The 20,183-nt window shown below is 65.1% G+C and carries 11 protein-coding genes and 1 pseudogene; 9 read left to right on the forward strand and 3 right to left on the reverse strand.

The features are described from left to right. Nucleotides 1-116 precede the first annotated feature (116 nt). The 7 genes and pseudogenes from betT to ACCQ13_RS16220 form a co-directional block, all read left to right on the forward strand. The gene (gene betT, locus ACCQ13_RS16190) at nucleotides 117-2,096 is read left to right on the forward strand and encodes a choline BCCT transporter BetT (protein WP_104602404.1); all 1,980 of its coding nucleotides are present in this window, start codon (nucleotides 117-119) and stop codon (nucleotides 2,094-2,096) included. A 40-nt stretch (nucleotides 2,097-2,136) separates the two neighbouring features. Next, complete coding sequence (gene betB, locus ACCQ13_RS16195) at nucleotides 2,137-3,609, forward strand: betaine-aldehyde dehydrogenase (protein ID WP_159407559.1); 1,473 nt, start codon at nucleotides 2,137-2,139, stop codon at nucleotides 3,607-3,609. 143 nt (nucleotides 3,610-3,752) lie between these two features. Next, nucleotides 3,753-5,423: a choline dehydrogenase gene (betA, locus tag ACCQ13_RS16200; protein WP_159408020.1), complete on the forward strand. Its 1,671-nt coding sequence runs from the start codon at nucleotides 3,753-3,755 to the stop codon at nucleotides 5,421-5,423. A 192-nt stretch (nucleotides 5,424-5,615) separates the two neighbouring features. Further along, on the forward strand, nucleotides 5,616-6,068 hold the full coding sequence (locus ACCQ13_RS16205) for a MarR family winged helix-turn-helix transcriptional regulator (protein ID WP_159408021.1): 453 nt from the start codon (nucleotides 5,616-5,618) through the stop codon (nucleotides 6,066-6,068). Between the two features lie 58 nt (nucleotides 6,069-6,126). Further along, nucleotides 6,127-6,981 (forward strand): FAD-dependent monooxygenase, encoded by an 855-nt coding sequence (locus ACCQ13_RS16210; RefSeq protein ID WP_223214360.1) that lies wholly within the window; start codon nucleotides 6,127-6,129, stop codon nucleotides 6,979-6,981. A gap of 203 nt (nucleotides 6,982-7,184) precedes the next feature. Continuing rightward, a complete protein-coding gene (locus ACCQ13_RS16215) occupies nucleotides 7,185-8,303 on the forward strand; it encodes an ISL3 family transposase (protein WP_159406496.1) in 1,119 nt (372 codons plus the stop codon). A 15-nt stretch (nucleotides 8,304-8,318) separates the two neighbouring features. Further along, nucleotides 8,319-8,723: pseudogene (locus ACCQ13_RS16220) on the forward strand (FAD-dependent monooxygenase); the annotation flags it as partial. Between the two features lie 177 nt (nucleotides 8,724-8,900). Here ACCQ13_RS16220 and ACCQ13_RS16225 read toward each other — a convergent pair. After that, complete coding sequence (locus ACCQ13_RS16225; protein WP_159407560.1) at nucleotides 8,901-11,780, reverse strand: TonB-dependent receptor; 2,880 nt, start codon at nucleotides 11,778-11,780, stop codon at nucleotides 8,901-8,903. 273 nt (nucleotides 11,781-12,053) lie between these two features. On the opposite strand from ACCQ13_RS16225, the gene ACCQ13_RS16230 reads away from it, so the two are divergent. Both ACCQ13_RS16230 and ACCQ13_RS16235 read left to right on the forward strand, forming a co-directional pair. Beyond that, complete coding sequence (locus ACCQ13_RS16230; protein ID WP_104602407.1) at nucleotides 12,054-14,027, forward strand: transglycosylase SLT domain-containing protein; 1,974 nt, start codon at nucleotides 12,054-12,056, stop codon at nucleotides 14,025-14,027. Nucleotides 14,028-14,441: 414 nt separating this feature from the next. After that, nucleotides 14,442-15,707, forward strand: coding sequence for a multifunctional CCA addition/repair protein (locus ACCQ13_RS16235; protein ID WP_159407561.1), 1,266 nt, complete (start codon nucleotides 14,442-14,444; stop codon nucleotides 15,705-15,707). A gap of 44 nt (nucleotides 15,708-15,751) precedes the next feature. Here ACCQ13_RS16235 and ACCQ13_RS16240 read toward each other — a convergent pair whose 3' ends face one another. Both ACCQ13_RS16240 and nagA read right to left on the reverse strand, forming a co-directional pair. Beyond that, nucleotides 15,752-18,433 (reverse strand): TonB-dependent receptor, encoded by a 2,682-nt coding sequence (locus ACCQ13_RS16240; protein WP_208800706.1) that lies wholly within the window; start codon nucleotides 18,431-18,433, stop codon nucleotides 15,752-15,754. Between the two features lie 593 nt (nucleotides 18,434-19,026). Continuing rightward, nucleotides 19,027-20,181, reverse strand: coding sequence for an N-acetylglucosamine-6-phosphate deacetylase (nagA, locus tag ACCQ13_RS16245; protein WP_104602409.1), 1,155 nt, complete (start codon nucleotides 20,179-20,181; stop codon nucleotides 19,027-19,029). Nucleotides 20,182-20,183 lie beyond the last annotated feature (2 nt).

Consider the following 20,183-nt stretch of genomic DNA (forward strand, 5'->3'; position numbering starts at 1 on the left):
CCCATCGCATCGGCGAACTCGACCGATGACACCCCCTCGACACCGCCTGTGCGATAACGCAGGCGGTTTTTTGTTGGGAGCACATCCCGTGACACGCAGCGTATGAGTGCGTCGGCATGAGTGCAGTTGAACCGACGCGGTTGCCAGTGCGCACGCTGCGGCCGGTGTTCCTGCTGGCGGCAACGGTGGTCTGCACCTTCGCGTTGCTGGTGGCGTTGTTCCCGCTCGAAGCCGGCAGTGTGCTGCTGCATGCGCAGACCTGGGCCTCGCGCAACGTGGGCTGGTACTACCTGCTGGCGATGACGCTGTACCTGGTCTTCGTGCTCGGCACTGCCCTGTCCAGCTACGGCAACATCAAGCTGGGCGCCGATCACGACGAACCGGAATTCAGCTACCTCTCCTGGGCTGGCATGCTGTTCGCCGCCGGCATCAGCATCACGCTGTTCTTCTTCTGCGTCTCCGAACCGCTGACCCATTACCTGCAACCACCGCAGGGCGGCACCGGCAATGGCGAGGCGTCCGCGCGCCAGGCGATGCAACTGTTGTTCCTGCATTGGGGGCTGCATGGCTGGGGCGTATTTGCGCTGGCGGCGATGGCGCTGGCGTACTTCGCGTTCCGGCATAACCTGCCGCTGGCCCTGCGCTCAGCGCTGTATCCGTTGATCGGCAAGCGCATCAACGGCCCCATTGGCTACACCGTGGATGCGCTGGGCATCGTGGCGACCGTGTTCGGCCTGGGCGCGGACATGGGCTTTGGCGTGCTGCACCTCAACGCCGGGCTGAGCAGCTTGATCGAGATCCCGCATGCACACTGGGTGCAGGTGGCCTTGATCGTGGCGATGATGGGCGCGGCGATCGTGGTGGCGGTCTCGGGCGTTGAAAAAGGCGTGCGCTGGATGTCGGACATCAACATGCTGCTGGCGATCGCGCTGCTGTTGTTCATGCTGTTCGCCGGCCCCACCCAGTACCTGCTCAACGCCCTGATGCAGAACCTGGGCGACTATCTGGGTAGCGTGGTCGGCAAGAGCTTCGATGTCTACGCCTACGGCGGACGCGCCGATTGGCTCGGCAACTGGACAGTGTTCTATTGGGCCTGGTGGATCGGCTGGGCACCGTTCGTGGGCCTGTTCATCGCACGTATCTCACGCGGGCGCACCATCCGCGAATTCGTGCTGGGCGTGCTGCTGATCCCGCTGGGCTTCACCTTGGCGTGGCTGTCGATCTTCGGCAACAGCGCATTGGACCAGCTGCTGCATCATGGCCAGGCGGCCTGGGCGCAGCAGGCCATCGACGCACCACAGACGGTGCTGTATTCGCTGCTGCAGAGCTACCCGTGGAGCCGCGCCGTCATCACCGTGACGGTGGCGATCAGCTTCGTGTTTTTCGTCACCTCTGCCGACTCCGGCACGGTAGTGCTGTCCACGTTGTCGTCGCATGGCGGTGAACCGCACGACGACGGCCCGCGCTGGCTGCGCGTGTTCTGGGGCGTGCTCACCGCCGTGGTCACCGCCGGCCTGCTGCTGGCCGGCAGCATGGACGCACTCAAGTCGGCGGTGGTGCTGGCCTCGTTGCCGTTTTCTGCAGTGCTGCTGCTGATGGCCTGGGGATTGTCGCGCGCGCTCGGTGAAGAATCGCAGCGCAAGCGCGCCCAGCTGCATAGTCCCAGCCCGTTGATCGGGCAATCGCGTCATCACGGCGGCTGGCGGCAGCGGCTGGGCCAGGCGATGCACTTCCCGGCGCGCGATGAGGTCTATCGCTTCATGCACGACCAGGTGCGCCCGGCCATCGATGCGGTGACCGCCCAGCTGCAGGAAGAAGGCTGGAAGGTCAGCAGCCGGCTGGACGATGGCGACATGGAAATCAGTGTCGATCACGGCGAGCAGCAAGGCTTCCGCTACCAAGTGGTGATGCGCGGCTATCTCACCCCGTCCTTCGCCGCGCAGCGCTTCCGCAATCAGCGCTACTACCGCGCCGAGGTGTATCTGTACGAAGGCAGCCAGGACTACGACCTGGTTGGCTACAGCCGCGAACAGATCATCAACGACATCATCGATCAATACGAGCGTCACCTGCAGTTCCTGCACCTCACGCGCTGAAGGTGCATGGCTGCAGCGTGCGTCCCACAGGAGGTTTGTCATGCCACGTTTTCCCGACCAGCTGCTCTACATCGGCGGCCGCTACGTTCCCGCCCGCGGCGGCCATACCTTCGAGGTAGTCAATCCGGCGACCGGCGAGGTACTGGCCAACGTGCACAATGCTGGTGCCGAGGATCTGGATGCGGCGGTCGACAGCGCCAAGGCGGGCCAGCGGCAATGGGCCGCACTGACCACGGTGGAACGCTCGCGCATCCTGCTGCGTGCAGTGGCGCTATTGCGCGAACGCAACGATGCCCTGGCCGAACTGGAAACGCTCAACACCGGCAAGCCACTGAGCGAAACCCGCAGCGTGGACGTGGTGACCGGCGCCGATGTGCTGGAGTACTACGCCGGCGTCGCGCAGGCATTGCAGGGCGTGCAGGTGCCACTGCGCGAAGGCAGCTTCTTCTATACCCGGCATGAGCCGCTGGGCGTGGTCGGTGCGATCGGCGCGTGGAACTACCCGATCCAGATTGCGTTGTGGAAGGCGGCGCCGGCACTGGCTGCCGGCAATGCGATGATCTTCAAGCCCAGCGAGGTGACGCCGCTCACCGCGCTCAAACTGGCCGAACTGTTCACCGAAGCCGGCCTGCCCGATGGCGTGTTCAACGTACTGCCCGGCGACGGCGCCAGCGTGGGCACCGCGCTCACCGAACATCCGCAGATCGAGAAGATCAGCTTTACCGGCGGCACCGCCACCGGGCGCAAGGTGATGGCCAGTGCGTCCAGCTCGTCGCTGAAGGACGTCACCATGGAACTGGGCGGCAAGTCACCGTTGATCGTCTGCGCCGATGCGGATCTGGACCTGGCTGCCGACATCGCGATGATGGCCAACTTCTACAGCTCCGGGCAGGTGTGCACCAACGGTACCCGCGTCTTCGTGCCGCGCGCGCTGCGCAGCGCATTCGAGGCGCGCCTGTTGGCGCGCGTGCAGCGCATCCATATCGGCGACCCGCTCGATGCGCGCACCACCTTCGGCCCATTGGTCAGCGCCGCGCACATGCGGCGTGTGCTGGACTACATCGAACAGGGCAAGGCCGAAGGGGCACGCCTGCTCTGCGGTGGGCAGCGGCTACGCGACGGCGCACTGGCACAGGGCTATTACGTGGCGCCGACCATCTTCAGCGATTGCACGGATGCGATGGTCATCGTGCGCGAGGAGATCTTCGGGCCGGTGTTGAGCCTGCTCACCTACGACGACGAAGATGAAGCGGTGACGCGTGCCAATGCCACCACCTATGGCCTGGCAGCTGGCGTGGTCACGCCGGATCTGGCGCGTGCGCACCGGCTGATCCATCGCCTGGAAGCGGGTATCTGCTGGATCAACACCTGGGGCGAATCGCCCGCGCAAATGCCGGTGGGCGGCTACAAGCAATCGGGCGTCGGCCGCGAAAACGGCCTGGCCACCTTGCAGGCATACACGCGCACCAAATCGGTCCAGGTCGAACTGGAACGCTACGCATCGGTGTTTTGATCGCGGCTGACCCGTGTTGCAGTCGTTTCTCGACTGCCTCACGCAGACCACACGCAGCGCGTGGCCACGCCGTGTCCACGTCCATCCCGACACTGCGCCGCGCCCTGGCCGCCGCTGCACTGCACACGCATCAGGAGATCACCATGCAACGCGAATACGACTACATCATCATCGGCGCCGGATCGGCCGGCAACGTGCTGGCGGCACGCTTGACCGAAGATCCGGGTGTCACCGTGCTGCTGCTCGAGGCGGGTGGACCGGACTACCGGCTGGATTTCCGGACCCAGATGCCAGCCGCGCTGGCGTTCCCGCTGCAGGGCCGCCGCTATAACTGGGCCTATGAAACCGAGCCGGAACCGCATATGGATCACCGCCGGATGGAGTGTGGGCGTGGCAAGGGCCTGGGCGGTTCGTCGCTCATCAACGGCATGTGCTACATCCGCGGCAACGCGCTGGATTTCGATCACTGGGCCAAACGGCCGGGCCTGGAGGACTGGAGCTACCGCGATGTCCTGCCCTATTTCCGCAAGGCCGAGACGCGCGACATCGGTGCCAACGACTATCACGGCGGCGACGGCCCGGTGAGCGTGGCCACGCCGCACAACGACAACAACGTGCTGTTCCATGCCATGGTCGAGGCAGGCGTACAGGCGGGCTACCCGCGCACCGACGATCTCAATGGCTACCAGCAGGAAGGCTTCGGGCCGATGGACCGCACGGTGACACCGCGCGGGCGACGCGCCAGCACTGCGCGCGGTTACCTGGACATCGCCCGCCCGCGCGATGGCCTGCACATCGTCACCCATGCCACCACCGACCGCATCCTGTTTGCCGGCAAGCGGGCGATTGGCGTGCATTATCTGGTGGGCAACAACAGCCAGGGGATCGATGCGCATGCGCGCCGCGAAGTGCTGGTGTGTGCGGGTGCCATCGCCTCGCCGCAGCTGTTGCAGCGCTCCGGTGTGGGCGCGCCGGAGTTGCTGCGCGCATTGGATGTGCAACTGGTGCACGACTTGCCCGGCGTTGGCCAGAACCTGCAGGATCACCTGGAGGTGTATATCCAGTACGCCTGTACCAAGCCGGTGTCGCTGTATCCGGCACTGCAATGGTGGAACCAGCCGGCGATCGGCGCGCAGTGGCTGTTCGCCGGCACCGGCACCGGCGCCAGCAACCAGTTCGAAGCCGGTGGTTTCATCCGCACGCGCGATGAGTTCGACTGGCCCAACATCCAGTACCACTTCCTGCCGGTGGCGATCAACTACAACGGCAGCAACGCGGTGAAGGAGCACGGCTTCCAGGCGCACGTCGGCTCGATGCGTACGCCCAGCCGCGGGCGCGTGCATGCCAAATCACGCGACCCGCACCAGCATCCATCCATCCTGTTCAACTACCAATCCACCGATCAGGACTGGCAGGAATTTCGCGATGCCATCCGCATCACGCGCGAGATCATTGCCCAGCCCGCGCTCGATGCATATCGCGGCCGCGAGATCAGTCCCAGCGCCGATTGCAAGACCGACGCCGAGCTGGACGCATTCGTGCGGTCGCGTGCAGAAACCGCGTATCACCCATCGTGCTCGTGTGCGATGGGCACCGACGACATGGCCGTGGTGGATGGACAAGGCCGCGTGCATGGCATGGAAGGCTTGCGTGTCATCGACGCCTCGATCATGCCGCGCATCATCACCGGCAACCTCAACGCCACCACCATCATGATCGCCGAGAAGATCGCCGACCGCATGCGCGGGCGTACGCCCTTGCCGCGTAGCACGGCTGATTACCACATCGCCGGCGATGCACCGGTGCGCCGATGACGATCGGCCACGCGTAAGGGCCGCGGATGCGCAACGCACCAAGGTGTCGCGCATCACGCCGCAGCCCATCAAAGGCGCTGCGCCAACGTTGCAAGATGCGCGTTGCCAGTGCGTGCCAACTCCGGTGTTGTGCCGCACGATGGCGCCAGTGGCGCGGCGCCACATCCCACACGCGTGGGCTATGCTGCGCGCATGAACTCGGACATCCACCCGGAAGCCGCCATCGCGCCCGGCTATCTGGCAAACCACGCCGCGCGCGTCTTCAACCGCAGTGTCGACGCACGGCTGCGAGAACATGGGCTGACACTTGCGCTGATCGGGCCGTTGCTGTTGCTGTCGTGGAAAGGCCCCATGCTGCAGCGGGACCTGGTGCGCGACTCCGCCGTGAAGCAGCCTGCAATGGCCGCACTGCTGGACAAGCTCGAAGCGATGGGCCTGATTGCGCGCCAGGCGATGTCCAGCGATAAACGTGCCGCCACGGTTCGGCTGACCGATGCAGGCAAAGAGGCTGCCGCCACCGGGCGCACCGCGCTGCTTCACTTCAATGCCGTTGGCGTCTCGGGATTTTCCAGCGAAGAAGCCGGGCTGCTGACCGTGTTGCTTGGCCGCCTGATCGCCAACCTGGAATCCGCCGCAGGGCAATAGGATCACGCATGATATTTATGTATCATGCGTGATGTATATTCACTGCAGGAGCGGCATCATGTCCCGTCGGATTCTCATCAGCGGCGCCAGCGTCGCCGGGACCACTGCGGCCTGGTGGCTTGACGCCCACGGGGTGGAGGTCGAGGTGGTCGAACGCGCGCCGGAATTTCGCGATGGCGGCCAGAACGTCGACGTCCGCGGCAATGCCCGCGAGGTGCTGCGCCGCATGGGCCTGGAAGCGCGTGCATTCGAACGCAGCACCAAGGAGCTCGGTACCGATTGGGTCAGCGAAGACAATCGGGTCATTGCGCGCTTCAAGGCCGCCGAATCCGAGACCGACAGCGGGCCCACTGCCGACCTGGAAATCCGTCGTGGCGACCTTGCGCGCATCCTGTACGACGCCACCCGCGCGCGCGTGCCCTATCGTTTCGGCGACAGCATTTGCGACATCGCCCAGGACCCGGACGGCGTCGACATCACCTTCCACAGCGGCCGCTGCGCACGCTACGACGCTGTCGTGGTTGCCGAAGGCGTGGGTGCGCACACGCGTGAGCTGGTGTTTCCCGGCGCGAACGTGCCGTACTGGATGGACATGACCATCGCGTATTTCAGCATCCCCCGACGCGCGCACGACAGTGCCTATGCCAGGCAATACAACACGGTGGGCGGGCGCGGCGCGACGTTGAAACCCGCGCTGGACGGCAAGCTGGGCGCCTATCTGGGCCTGCAGAAGCGGCCCGAAGGCGAGAACACATGGAGCCTGGAGCGGCAACGGCGCTATATGCAAGCGCAATTTGCCAACGATGGATGGGAATTCCCACGCATCCTCGACGCGATGAAGGATGTCGACGATTTTTACTTCGGCTCATCGCGGATTCGTGTGGGTGCCTTGAGGCCCCTGAATCTGCGTTGAGCCTTGGAAACAGGCCCTTTCCACCGTCCCAGAAGGTGGTACATCCTGTGCTGACTTCTTGACGCGGTGTTCTGCATGAAAACGGGCCGTCGGCTGAGTGAGTTGTTTTCCTTCCCTGGCTTCGCGGCGGAGTCCACGCTCAAGGGCGTGTTCGGCGCCCCGAAGGCGCGGATCGTGACCTTGCGGCGCCGAAAAAAACGGCCGTGTGTTCCAACTGTGGCCATCGGTGTCGCAGCCGCTACGACAAGCGCCTGTGCCGCGCCCGCGACTTGCGGGCGGCCGGCTGGATGCTGTTCGTGGAGTTTGAGCGCTGGCGGGTCGATTGCCCGGGGTGCGGCGGCGTGCACGTAGAGCGGCTGGACTGGCTGGCCAAGAATCCGCGCTACACCGAGCGATTCGCCCTGCATGTGGGCAATCTGTGCCGGAGCATGACGCACAAGGCCGTGGCTGAGCTGGAGCGCCTGCACGACAGCACGGTCAAGGAGCTGTCCAAGCTGTACATGGCCGAGCAGGTGCGCCGGGCGGGGACGCCGGCGCCGCGCGCCATCGGCATCGACGAGATCGCGATCCACAAGGGCCATGACTACCGCGTTGTGGTCAGCGATCTGGAGCGCGGCCGACCGATCTGGTTCGGCGGCAGTGGGCGCACCGAGGCGGACATCGACCAGTTCTTCGCCGAATTGGGCCCAAAACGTAGCGCCGGCATCGACGTGGCGGTGATGGACATGTGGCGGCCGTTTCGCAACTCGGTGGGCAAGAACGCGCCCAACGCCAGCATCGTGTTCGACAAATTCCACATCATGCGCCACCTGTCCGACGCGCTCGATCAGGTGCGGCGCGACGAGTACAAGCGCCTTCAAGGCCAGGATCGCAGTTACATCAAGGGCCAGCGTTACACCCTGCTGAGCAATCGCGAAAACCTTACCCTGGACGGTCGAAAGGCGCTCGCCAAGTTGCTGGCGGCCAACAAACGTCTGAACACGGCGTACCTGCTGAAAGAGTCCTTCGGGCAGCTGTGGAGCTACCGCACCGAGCGAGGTGCACGGGAGTTCTTCGAGCGCTGGAAGCAGAGTCTGCGCTGGCAGCGGCTTGTGCCCTACCAGACGTTCGTGGGGATGATCGAGCGGCACTGGGACGGCATCGCGGCGTACTGCAGGCCGGAGAACAAGGTCAGCCTCGGCCTGGTGGAAGGGCTCAACAACAAGATCCGGGTCATCCAGCGCAGCGCCTACGGCTATCGCGACGAGGAGTTCCTGAGGCTCAAGATCATCGCCAGCTTCCTGCCCGCGCTACCCGAAAATGCTCGATTGCACCCACAGTGATCCGCGAAGACCCTTTACTTCGAGGTGCTGCGGCAGGTCCGCATGCCGCGATGGTCGGCAGGCCGGGTGGTGTTGACCGGCGACGCCGCGTGGTGCCCCACATCGCTGTCGGGTATCGGCACGACGCTGGCGATGGTCGGCAGCTATGTACTGGCAGGCGAACTTGCACAGGCCAGCACACCGACGCAAGCGTTTGCGCACTACGAACGGATCATGCGCCCGTTCGTCAAAGAGGGGCAGAACGTTCCCAAGATCGTCCCTCGCCTGCTCTGGCCGCATACCACGATCGGGCTGGCGCTGTTGCGCAGTGCGATGCGCCTGGCAGGTACACCGTTTGTCCGACGCCTCATCAACAACCGTTTTGCGCGCGATTCCAACAGCATCGCCTTGCCGGACTATCGGCCGGGAGAGCTGCGCTGAAACCGTCGTCGTCACCGGCTCGCGTGCAGGCACCGCGCCGGTGATGCGCAGGCAACCGGCACCTGCGCATTGCCCGTCATGACCAGGTGCAATGCGACCAAAACACCTCCAGCGCGCCGCGGTTACCCAATCAGCCTGCGTGGTTCTCACTGAAGAACCACGCAGCGTCTAGCCGCCCTAGAACTTCAGGTCCGCCCGCACATACCAGAAGCGTCCACCCGGAATGTCGTAGGTGGAGGCGTCATAGCCATTGAGTGAACACGACAGGCAGATCGGCGGGTCCTTGTCGAACACGTTGTTCAAGCCGGCGGTGAGTTGCAGGCCCTTGAGCCAATCGACGCGATAGCCCACCTGTGCGTCGTGATACGTGATCGCATCCAGTTGGTTGGTGCCTTCGGTCGGGTTGCCACAGACCGCAAATTCGACCGCATCGCCGCACTGCTCGGTGAGTTTGGAGATGTGGCGCGCCGTCCACGAGGCCGTCCAGTTGCCCAGCGACCAGTCCAGCACCGCATTGCTGGTCCACTCGGGGATGGCGCTGTCGACCACCTCGATGCCCGGCCCTTGCGGTTGCCGCTGCCCGGCCGCGCCCAGCGCCTCGTAACGGCCCACGAAGGTGTTCTGCCACGACAGCTTGAAGCGGCCGAGCGCACTTTCCGGCAGCGTCCAGAACAGGTCCACGTCCCACCCGTCGGTCTTGATCGAGCCCAGGTTGGTCAGGCGGTTGTTGAAGGCATTGATGCCGCCGGTGGAGGCGCGCCCGATGCCATTGCAGTACAACGCATCCAATGTATCCACGCACAGATCCAGCTGCGTCTGCGCATTGATCGCCTGGATCGCGCCATCCACATGGTGGCGATAGAAGGTCACTTCCATGTCGAGCCGATCCGACCAGCTGGCATTGCTGGCAAAGCCCGGGCTGAAGACCATGCCGGCACTGAAGCTGCGCGAACGCTCCGGGTCCAGTTGCTCGTTGCCACCGGTGGTGACGGAGATCTGCTGGTTCGCCTGCTGGTAGCCGCCCGGTACGCCCAGTGCGGCGCAATTGGCGGCACTGCCGCGCGGCGCGGTACCACCCAGGCCGATCGAGCAGGGATCGGACAATTGCAGGTCGGCGCGCGCGGCCGAACCGAACAGCTCGCCGATGGTCGGTGCGCGGAAGCCCTCGGCATAGCTGGTGCGTAACACCAGTTCGTCGGTCACCTGCCAACGCAGGCCGTATTTGGGCGTGAACTCGCCGCCGAAGGTGGAGTAATCCGAATAGCGGCCAGCGATATTCAGATCGAGTTTGTCGCCCAGCGAGGAGTTGGCGAAGATCGGGATATTGAGTTCGAGATAGGCCTCGTTGACGTCATAGCTGCCGGCGGTCGGCAACGACGGGACGCCGTTGTAGCGGCCGGCCACGGTGAGCGGATCGGGCTGATACGAGCCTTCATACTTGCGATATTCATAGCCGGTGGCGAACGACACCGCGCCACCAGGCAGTTGGAACAGCTCGCTGCTGAGGTTGGCGGTGAACAGGCTCAACTCGTTCTGGCTGCGGTCGCGCACCACCGGCTGGATCCAGCGCAGCATGTCCGGAGTGATGCTGCCCGCGCCGCTGAAGATATCCAGCGGCACGCAACCGGCCACCGCCGCGCAGGCGGCCGGGTCGCCCAGCGCCAGATTGATATTGAACAGGTTGTAGCTGCCATAGTTGGTCTGTTCGGCCTTGTTCTTGCTGTACATGCCGTTGACGTCCCAATACCAGGTCCGCGCATCGCCTTCGAACATGCCCACCAGCCCGGTACCGACATACTGCGTATCCACTTGCTGCTCGTACCGGCGCGGCCCACCTTCCACCGGGCGCCGGCCGATCTGGATCAGGTTGGTGGCCGAGTCCAGGTCGAAGCCGAATGGATTGAACGGGTTACGCCCCGAAATCACGATAGTGTCGGCCAGCGGATTGCCGGTGCCGGCATCCGGGCCGAGGAAGATCGGCTCCGGCGCGGCCTGGTTGGTCGATTCGCGCCGGTTGCCCAAGGCCTTGACGTACCACTGCACGTCGTCGCTGACGTCATACCGGAATTGTGCGAACACGCCCTTGCGCTCGGACGGGGTGAGCAGCAGATTCTGTTCGGCAAAGTTGTAGCGGTCTGCGGTACCAAAGCAGTGGTAATCGTCGCTGCGCGTGCAGCCGGCGCTGCCATCGTAACGCGGCGTGCCCACGCCCGCGTTCGGGGTGAGATTCTGGCGTGCGCCGGTATTGGGGTCGAAAAACTGGAAGCGTCCATCCGGGGTGGCCGAGCTACCGAAGGTCAGCCCGGTGCCGGGAATCGGGAAGCGCGACTGCGCGCGATCGCGGGCGTAGATCGGCTCCTGTTTCACGTAGCTGGCGCCCAGGAACAGGCTGAAATTCTCGCCACTGGTGCCCCAGGCCAGATCCATGCCCTGGTTGGTGCCGTCGCCCTTGCCGTACTGGCCGTAGTTCAGCGTGACCTGCGCGCCGTCGAATTTGCGCCGGGTGATGATATTGACCACACCGGCAATCGCATCGGACCCGTACAACGACGAGGCGCCGTCTTCGAGCACCTCGATGCGTTCGACGATGGCCAGTGGAATGGTGTTGAGGTCGGTCGAGGAACCCACGCCAGAGGCGGAGGATTCATTGACCCAGCGGATGCCATCGACCAGCACCAGCACCCGCTTGGCGCCGAGATGGCGCAGATCCACCTGCGCCGAGCCCGCGCCCACGCCGCTACCGTCGGGCGGGAAGCCGAAGTTGCCGGACGAGTTGAACTTGGCGTTGAGTGCAGAACCGGAGGCGGTGAGTTCCTGCAGCACCTCGCCGATCGAGGTGAGGCCGGTACGTTCGATGTCGGCGCGATTGAGCGTCTGGATCGGCACCTGGCCTTGCAGCTCTGCAGTCTTGATGCGGGTACCGGTGACCTGCACGCTGTCGAGCGTGCGCGTGGCGGGAGCGGCGTCGGGCTGTTGCGCCCAGGCGAGTGTGGGAATCAGGCACAACGAAAACTGCACGGCCAGGCATGACCGTGATGGACGGATCAGACGCTTCATCCTTTCTCTCTCCAGAAGGATTCTTCAAAGTGCCCGCACGCCCCCGTGCCCTGCGGTCCGTCCCGAGTTTTAAACGAAAGCTTAACGCGCTGCAATCTGGCAGTGCAGCACTGCGATCGGCGTCGCACTGAGGGCTCCCGCCTGGCAACGCCTGAGGCGCGCGCATCACCGGTTGGCCACCGCGCGGGCGTTGCGCATCGTTGCAACACGCCCGCGCCATGGCGCAGCGCATGTTCACCCAAGCGCTCAGCCCTGCTTCGGTATCATCACGCGATGACTTCTTTCCCGCGTTTCGCCACTCTCCTCGCTGGCCTGCTGTGGCTTGGCAGCACTGCGCTGCACGCGCAAAGCCTCGATCCACAGTTGACTGCCATGCGCGATGCGATCGCCGCTGCCGAGCGCGGCCAGTCCGACCCCGCCCAGCTCACCGCGTTGAGCCGCCATCCGCTATACGGCTGGCTGGAATTGGCCACGCTCAAGCGCAGTATCGACACGGTGTCCAACGCGCAGGCGCAAGGATTTCTGCAGCGCTATGCCGGCCAGGCGGTGGCCGAAAGCTTCCGTAGCAGCTGGCTGCCGGCAGTGGCGCGTCGGCAGGACTGGACTACCCTGCTGGCCAATTGGAAGCCCACCGAGAACCTTGGCCTGCGGTGCGCGCAGCTCAGCGCACGCCAGGCCACCGGCAAGCTGGATGCGCAGTGGAGCCGCGATGCACTCGCGCTGTGGCGCAACGGCAAGGCACTGCCTGATGCGTGCGACCCAGTGGTTGCCACACTGGAAGCGCGCGGCGATCTGACACCAGCACTGCGCTGGGAACGGGTGGAAGCGGCCGCCGATGCGCAGCTGCCTGCGGTGATGCGTGCTGCGGCGCGCGGCTTGCCGGCGGCTGATCTGGCACTGGCAACCGATTACGCGGCCTTTCTCGACAAGGTCCACCCGCGTGCACTGGATTGGCCCAAGACCGAGCGCAGCCGCCGCATTGCGGCCGATGGCCTGGCCAAGCTCGCCAAGAGCGACCCGGATGCGGCCGAACAACAGCTGCCGCAACTGGCCAGCGCACTCGGCTTCAACGATACGCAGCGTGGACAGGTGCTATACCAGATCGCGCTATGGACGGTGGCCTCGTACCTGCCGGATTCGGCACGCCGGCTCGACGCAGTGCCCGACGCCGACTACGACGAACGCCTGCACGAATGGCGCGCGCGCGAAGCGATGGCGCGCGGCGATTGGCCGGCGGCGCTGGCGGCAATCCGCAAGATGCCGGCAAGCCAACGGGCCGATTCGCGCTGGCAGTATTTCGAAGCGCGCCTGGCCGAAAAGACCGGCTCGGCAGAAGCCGCGCAAGCGCTGTATCGCGCCGCCGCACAATCGCCCACCTTCCACGGTTTTCTGGCTGCCGACCGCCTGCAACAGCCCTACCGCATCTGCCCGTGGGAACCCAAGGACAGTCCACAGGCCAAGGCGGCGGTAGCGCGCGACCCGGCATTGGGCCGCGCGATTGCCCTGTTCCAGATCGATCGCCCCGGCTGGGCGGTGGCCGAATGGAACGATGCCGCCAGCCGCTTCGACGATACCCAGCGCCGGCTTGCCGTGGAGGTCGCCAGTGACAATGGCTGGTTCGACCGCGCGGTGTTTGCGCTCGGCAAGCAGCCGGACGAACAGCGCCTGTATACGCTGCGCTTTCCGCTGCACCACGACGACAGCATTCGCCGTGAGGCCGCCAAGAATGCGATCGACCCGGCCTGGGTGGCTGCGGAGATCCGCGCCGAAAGCATCTTCAACCCACGCGCGCGTTCGCCGGCCAATGCCATGGGCCTGATGCAGGTATTGCCCGGCACCGGCGCGGCCGTGGCCAAGGGCATCGCCCTGCCCGGCTATGCGGGTGCCACCAGCCTGTACGAGCCGGACACCAACATCGCCATCGGCACGGCCTACCTGCGTCAGTTGCTCAACACCTATGGGCTGCCCTATCTCACCATCGCCGCCTACAACGCCGGCCCTGGCCCGACCGGCCGCTGGCAATCGCAGCGGCCGAACTTCGAGCCGGATTTCTGGATCGAAACCATCAGCTACAAGGAAACCCGCGACTATGTCGCGCGTGTGCTGGCCTTCAGCGTGATCTACGACTGGCGGCTCAATGGCGACGTGCTGCCGCTAAGCGACCGGCTGATGGGCAAGCTGGTGGACAAGCGCAACCGTCCGGTGTGCGCGCCAGGCCAGGCTGCCAACAACGCTGCGCAGGACTGAGCCTCGGTCAGACGCAACGAGCATGGCCGCCTGATACACCGGTCGTGCTTGTGCGCTTGCGCGATGCCTCTGTGATACGCGTCTGTCGGTACTCTGAAAGGCTTGGAACGTTGAAGCCAGGAGCCAGGCGTGTTGCGTCGCTTCGTCCAGTCAAACGCTTGGGCATCGAGGGCGCGGTGCCCTCACCGCTTGCGGGACACGCCGTGAATCCGTCCCTGGAGGCTCCGTGGCGGCATCCATGCCGCCAAGGGTCCCGCAACCGGCGAGGACACCGCACCGGACTGTTGGTCGGTGGTCGTGTGAAACGCGGCGGGTGGTGCACACACAGCGGCTGCTGGCGCGTTGGGCCGGCACATTCGCCAACAAGCGCGTGTGGCGTCTCGCCTGGCGCACCGCATCGGGCATCATGTGTCCATGAAGATCTATCTGGTGGGCGGCGCTGTCCGCGATTCCCTGCTCGGCCAGCCGGCCGGCGACCGCGATTGGGTGGTGGTCGGTGCCGATCAGGCGCAGATGCAGGCCCAGGGATTCAAGCCGGTTGGCAAGGATTTCCCGGTCTTCCTGCACCCACGCAGCGGCGAGGAGTACGCGCTGGCACGCACCGAGCGCAAATCGGGCCGGGGCTATCGCGGCTTCGTGGTGGATGCCGACCCGTCGGTGACGCTGGAAGAAGATCTGCTGCGGCGTGACTTCACCATCAATGCGATTGCCCGCGACGACGACAGTGGCGAACTGGTAGACCCGTATGGCGGTGCGCGCGATCTGCAGGCGCGCGTGCTGCGGCACGTTGGCCCGGCCTTCGTCGAAGACCCCGTGCGCGTGCTACGTGCGGCGCGTTTCATGGCGCGATTGGCGCCGTTGGGGTTCACGCTCGCACCGGAAACGGCAACGCTGATGCGCCAGATGGCGGCCAGCGGCGAGCTGGACAGCCTGGTGCCCGAACGCGTCTGGCAGGAGCTGCGCCGTGCGCTGGGCTGTGCCCGGCCATCGGCCTTCTTGCGCACCCTGCACGACACCGATGCGCTGCGCAGCATCCTGCCCGAAATCGATGCGCTGTACGGCGTACCGCAACGCGCCGATTTTCATCCGGAAGTGGACACCGGCATCCACCAGGAAATGGTCAGCGACATGGCCGCGCGGCTGGCGCCGGGTGATGCGCTGATCGGCTTTGCCGCGCTCACCCATGATCTGGGCAAGGCGTTGACGCCACCGGAGCAATGGCCCCGCCACCTGATGCATGAACAGCGCGGCGTGGCGCCGCTGCAGGCGCTGTGCGAACGGCTCAAGATTCCGCAGGACTATCGCCAGTTGGCCGTCACCGCCTGTCGCGAACATCTCAACGTGCATCGCCTGCCCGAACTGCGCAACAGCACCGTGCACGCGCTGCTGGTGCGTTGCGACGGCTTCCGTCGGCCGGAGCGCATCGCGCAGCTGGCGCTGGTGTGCGAAGCCGACAAACGTGGGCGGCTGGGCAGCGCAGAAGCCGCGTACCCGCAAGGCGAACAGCTCAAGCGCCTGCACGCCGCTGCGCTGGCCATCCATGCACGCGACCTGGCCGCCGAAGGTCTGCAAGGCCCGCAGATCGGCGAGGCCTTGGCGAAAGCCCGCATTGCCGCGATTGCGGCCGTGCGTGCTGGCGACGATCCAGGCACTCACGAGGGCACTACGCAACGGGCTTGAGCAGTCCGCCGTAGCGGCTGCATCACGCAGCCGCTCACTCGCAGTTATAGCTTGAAATTCAGGCTCAGCATGAACGACCGGCCATTCTTGTAGAGGTAGTACGGCTGGTTCTTGTTGCCGATGTAGCTGAAGTAGGTTTCGTCCAGCAGGTTGGTGGCTTCCAGCGCCACGCGCAGCCGCTCGGTGGCCTGGTAGCCGAACGAGGCATCGACCTGGGTGAAGGCATCGGTCATCTGCTGGCCGTTGAGCCGGCCGATCTGGGTGAAGTATTCCGAACGCCAGCCCAGGTTCACCCGCGCACTCCACTTGCCCTGCTCGTAGTACGGGCTGATGTTGTAGGCGTTGCGCGAGTTGTACGGCAGGCTGTAGTCGCCGTCGGTATTGGCGTCGGAATAGGTGTAGTTGGCCACCACACCGAAGCCATTCCCGAAATTGTGCTGCAGGTTGAGCGCCACCCCCTGCACCTTGGCATCGCCGGCATTGGTGGGGACCGAGGTCTGGTAGGTGCTCGACCCACCCGTGGCGTTGTTGAAGAACACCCGGTCCTGCACGGTGGTGAGGATGTAGTTGGAGATATCGCGCGAGAAGAACTCGGCGCTGAGCAGGCTGCTGTCGTCGAAGTACCATTCCAGCGACGCACCCAGGTTGGTGGACTCGTACGGGCGCAGGCCGGGGTTGCCGGTGGAGGCGGTCAAGGTGGTGTCGTCGGTAGCCACATACGGGGTCATGTTGGTATAGCGCGGCCGTGCGATGACCTTGGAGGCGGCGAAACGCAGCATCAGATCGTCGCGCAGGTCGTAGGCGATGTTGAAGGCCGGCAGCCATTTGCCGTAGCTGCTGAGAAAGTTGACCGGCGTGTAGCTGCCGCCTGGCGCATAGCTGAAGCCATCGGTGGAATCGCGGGTGTGCACATAGCGCACGCCGATGTTGCCGCGATAGCGCTCGCCGGAGAAGTTGCCCTGCAGGAACCAGGCGCGGTTCTGCTCCTCGATGCTGTAGTTGCCTGCATAGCTGATCGGCAGCCCGGCATCGCCTTCCAGGCCACCGATGTAGCGGCTGATCGCACCGCGCCCGATGGTGGACCAGCGCTGCATGTCGGCGCTGGTGGACAGGCCGTCCAGGTAGCCGGATGGCGTGGTACCTGGCGAAAAATCCACCAGCGTGCTGCCATCGTTCGGCGCCCAGGTGCGGCTGTAGGACGACTGCCCGGTGGCATGATTGGTCAGCTTGATGCCGGTGAGCAGTTGCGTGAACGGGCCCCACTCCACGGCATGGTCGAAATCCAGCTGCAGGTAACGCTCCTTGTCGTACTGCGGGCTATGGCTGGCCGAGGCATTGTTGAGCTGCATCGCCGCGGCGTTGGTAGGCTCGGTGGTGTAGTCCATCGCAGTGCGGCGCCCGTCGATGGTGTAGCTGTAGCCGGCCAGGTTGCGGAACTGGATGCCGTAGATACGCTCGGCGCCGCCCTGCGAGCTGGTGTAGCCGACCTGGCTGGAAGCGTTCCAGCCGTCGCCATGCCAGTCGGCGCGCAGGTGGATGCTGCCGGTGCTGACATCGCTGTTGCGCAGGTAGCCATCCAGGAACGTGGTGGACTGATCACCGAAGGTACCGGAGGTGGCCACGCCGTTTTCGAAACCCAGCGCCTGTGCATCGCCGGGGTTGGATCCCCAGTAGCCGTAGCGGCTTTGGTTGTAGTTGTCGAAATTCTCGGTGACGTACAGACCGGTCAGGTTGAGTTCGAAGTCGGCATCGGGCTTCCACTGCAGCGCAGCGCTGATGCCATCGCGTTTGCGCGTCTGCTGGAACAGCGCGGTGTTGATCGAGGTGGGAAACACACCGGTGTTGTTGCCGACCACCGCAGGCGGAAACGCGGCGCCGGCGACATCGTCGTAACCGAAGATCTCCACGCCTTCGCGGCGCAGCACGCGCTGGGACCGCATCACCGAGGTCAACACGCCGAAGGTCTCGTCCTGGTTCTTCCAGCTGTAGAGTGCGGAGGCGTTCGGCTTGCCCTCCTCGGAGCGATCGTTGTAACCGTAGCTCACGGTACCAGTGAGCGTGTTGCGATCGAGTTCCAGTGGCTTGCGCGTGTGCACGATCACGGTACCGCCGATGGAGCCTTCGTCGATGCGCGCCTCGGGGGTCTTGTAGACCTCCATCAGACCGACCACTTCCGGTGCCAGCGTGCTGTAGTTGAACGAACGGCTATCCGGGTCGTTGGGATCGCCGCCCCAGCTGGTGGAGGCAATGGTCTGGCCGTTGAGCAGCACGCGATTGAGTGCCGGGTCGGTCCCGAGGATGCTGACTTTCTCGCCTTCGCCAAATTGGCGATCCACGGTAATGCCGGACAGCCGCGACAAGGATTCGGCCACGTTGGTGTCGGGAAACTTGCCGATATCCTCGGCGCTGATCGCATCCACGATCGCATCGGCATTGCGCTTGACGTTGAGCGCCTTGCCCAGGCTGGCCTGGTAGCCCACCACCTTGATCTCGTCCAGCGTGGCGACCGAAGGATTGGCTGGCGGCTGTTGTTGTGCAGCGGCCGGTGCAGGCGGTGCTGGTGCGGGCGCTGGTGCCGACTGCTGCTGCGCAGACGCGGGAAGCACCAACGCGCCGCTCATCGCGGTGCCACCGATCAGCAGGGCGCGGACCGCCGCGCCCAGTGGCGTGCGTTGCGGCGGTTGCCTGCGCACACCCGTGTGCGATGGCGCGCCAACCCCCTGCATCGAGCCGGCGATCGCAGCGATTGGCTGCGCAACAGTCATGCGGATTGCATCGACAGATAACGAAAACAGGCGGGGAAACAGCATTGCATTGACCTCGTGGCGAGTACGTCAGGCCGCAACCGATGGGCTGCACTGGAGCGCGGCGCGCGTGGTGCTGCAATCCGTCCCCTGCGCCGGATTGCGAGCGGTGACCCGCACGCACGTTCTGCGCGCAGATCGAGCTGCCAGACCGACGCATGGTCGGCTGGCAATGATGTGATCGACAGGAACAAGCTCCTGTTCGCTGACAACGTTATCAGCGAAGGTGCCTTCCGCCAGTGGCACTGTCAACCAATGGTCATCAACTGCCTGGTTTTATGCGGGATAGGGTACGGTTGCTGTCGATAATGGGATGACAACGTGATCCGTGTCGCATTCGCAGCGGCCACGCATGCAGACCATTGCGCCACGCCGCGTGACGCGAGCAGGCTGCGCAGCGAAATGTTGCACTGCGCGGCGTAGAGTCAGCAGGGTGTGAGATGCCTGCGCGAGTCCGCCGCTCGCCTTCGCCGATTCGCCGCGCCCGCCGGCGATGCCGGCGGACTGTCTCGCTCTCACTCGCGCTGGCCGGCGACCCAGGTGTTCAACACCTGCACATCGGCATCCACCAGCACCAGGTCGGCCTGGTAGCCGGGTGCGATGCGGCCCAGGCGTTCGCCCAGGCCGATGCATTGCGCCGGATACGTGGACGCCATGCGTGCGGCTTCAGCCAGGTCCACGCCCAGCCAGCGCACGCTGTTGCGCACGGCGGTAGCCATGTCCAGCGCCGAGCCAGCAAGAGCGCCGTCGGCATTGCGCACCACGCCATCCACGGCAGTGATGGTTTCGCCGTACAGATCGAAGCTGGCACTCTCGCTGCCCACCATCGGCATGGCGTCGGTCACCAGCAGCAACTTGCCGCGCGGCTTGGCCGCCAACGCCACACGCAGGCTGGCCGGATGCACGTGCACGCCATCGACGATAACGCCGCACCACACGTCGGGATCTTCCAGGGCGGCGCCCACGGCATTGGGCTCGCGCCCGGCCAGTTGCGACATCGCGTTATAGACATGGGTGAAACCCCGCACGCCGGCAGCAATGCCGTCGCGCGCCTGCTCGTAGGTTGCAGCCGTATGCCCGGCAAATACGATCGCACCGCCGGCCACGAAGGCGCGAATGTCGTCCAGCGGCACGCGCTCCGGCGCCAGCGTAATCAGGGTCACGCCGTTATCCAGCGAGGTATCCACCGCAATTTCATGCGCGTCCGGCACGCGGAACTTGCGCGCGTCGTGCGTGCCCTTGCGTGCAGGGCTGAGATAAGGGCCTTCCAGATGGATGCCGAGTACGCCCGGCACACCGTGCGCGATGGCAGCGCGGGTGGCCTCGATCGCTTCGGCCATCACCTGCGCGGTGTCGCTGATGAGCGTCGGCAGCAGGCCGGTGGTACCGAAGCGGCGGTGGGCCGCGGCAATGGTGGCCAGCGCCTGCGGATCGCGGGCGTTGTTGAACAACACCCCGCCGCCGCCGTTGACCTGGATGTCGATGAAGCCCGGCAGCAAGGTGGCGCCGCCCAGGTCCACGCGCGCGTGCGCCTGCGCCACGCGTGCATCGTCGGCTGGCACGACTGCCTCAATCTGCGCACCGTCCAGCAGCACGGCCAGGCCGTCCTGCAAGCCGTCATCGGTCAACACGCGCGCATTGCACAGCGCTTGAATCGGGGAAGCATCCATGT

The sequence above is a fragment of the Xanthomonas sp. NCPPB 1638 genome, assembly GCF_041475635.2.
Taxonomy (GTDB): domain Bacteria; phylum Pseudomonadota; class Gammaproteobacteria; order Xanthomonadales; family Xanthomonadaceae; genus Xanthomonas; species Xanthomonas cucurbitae.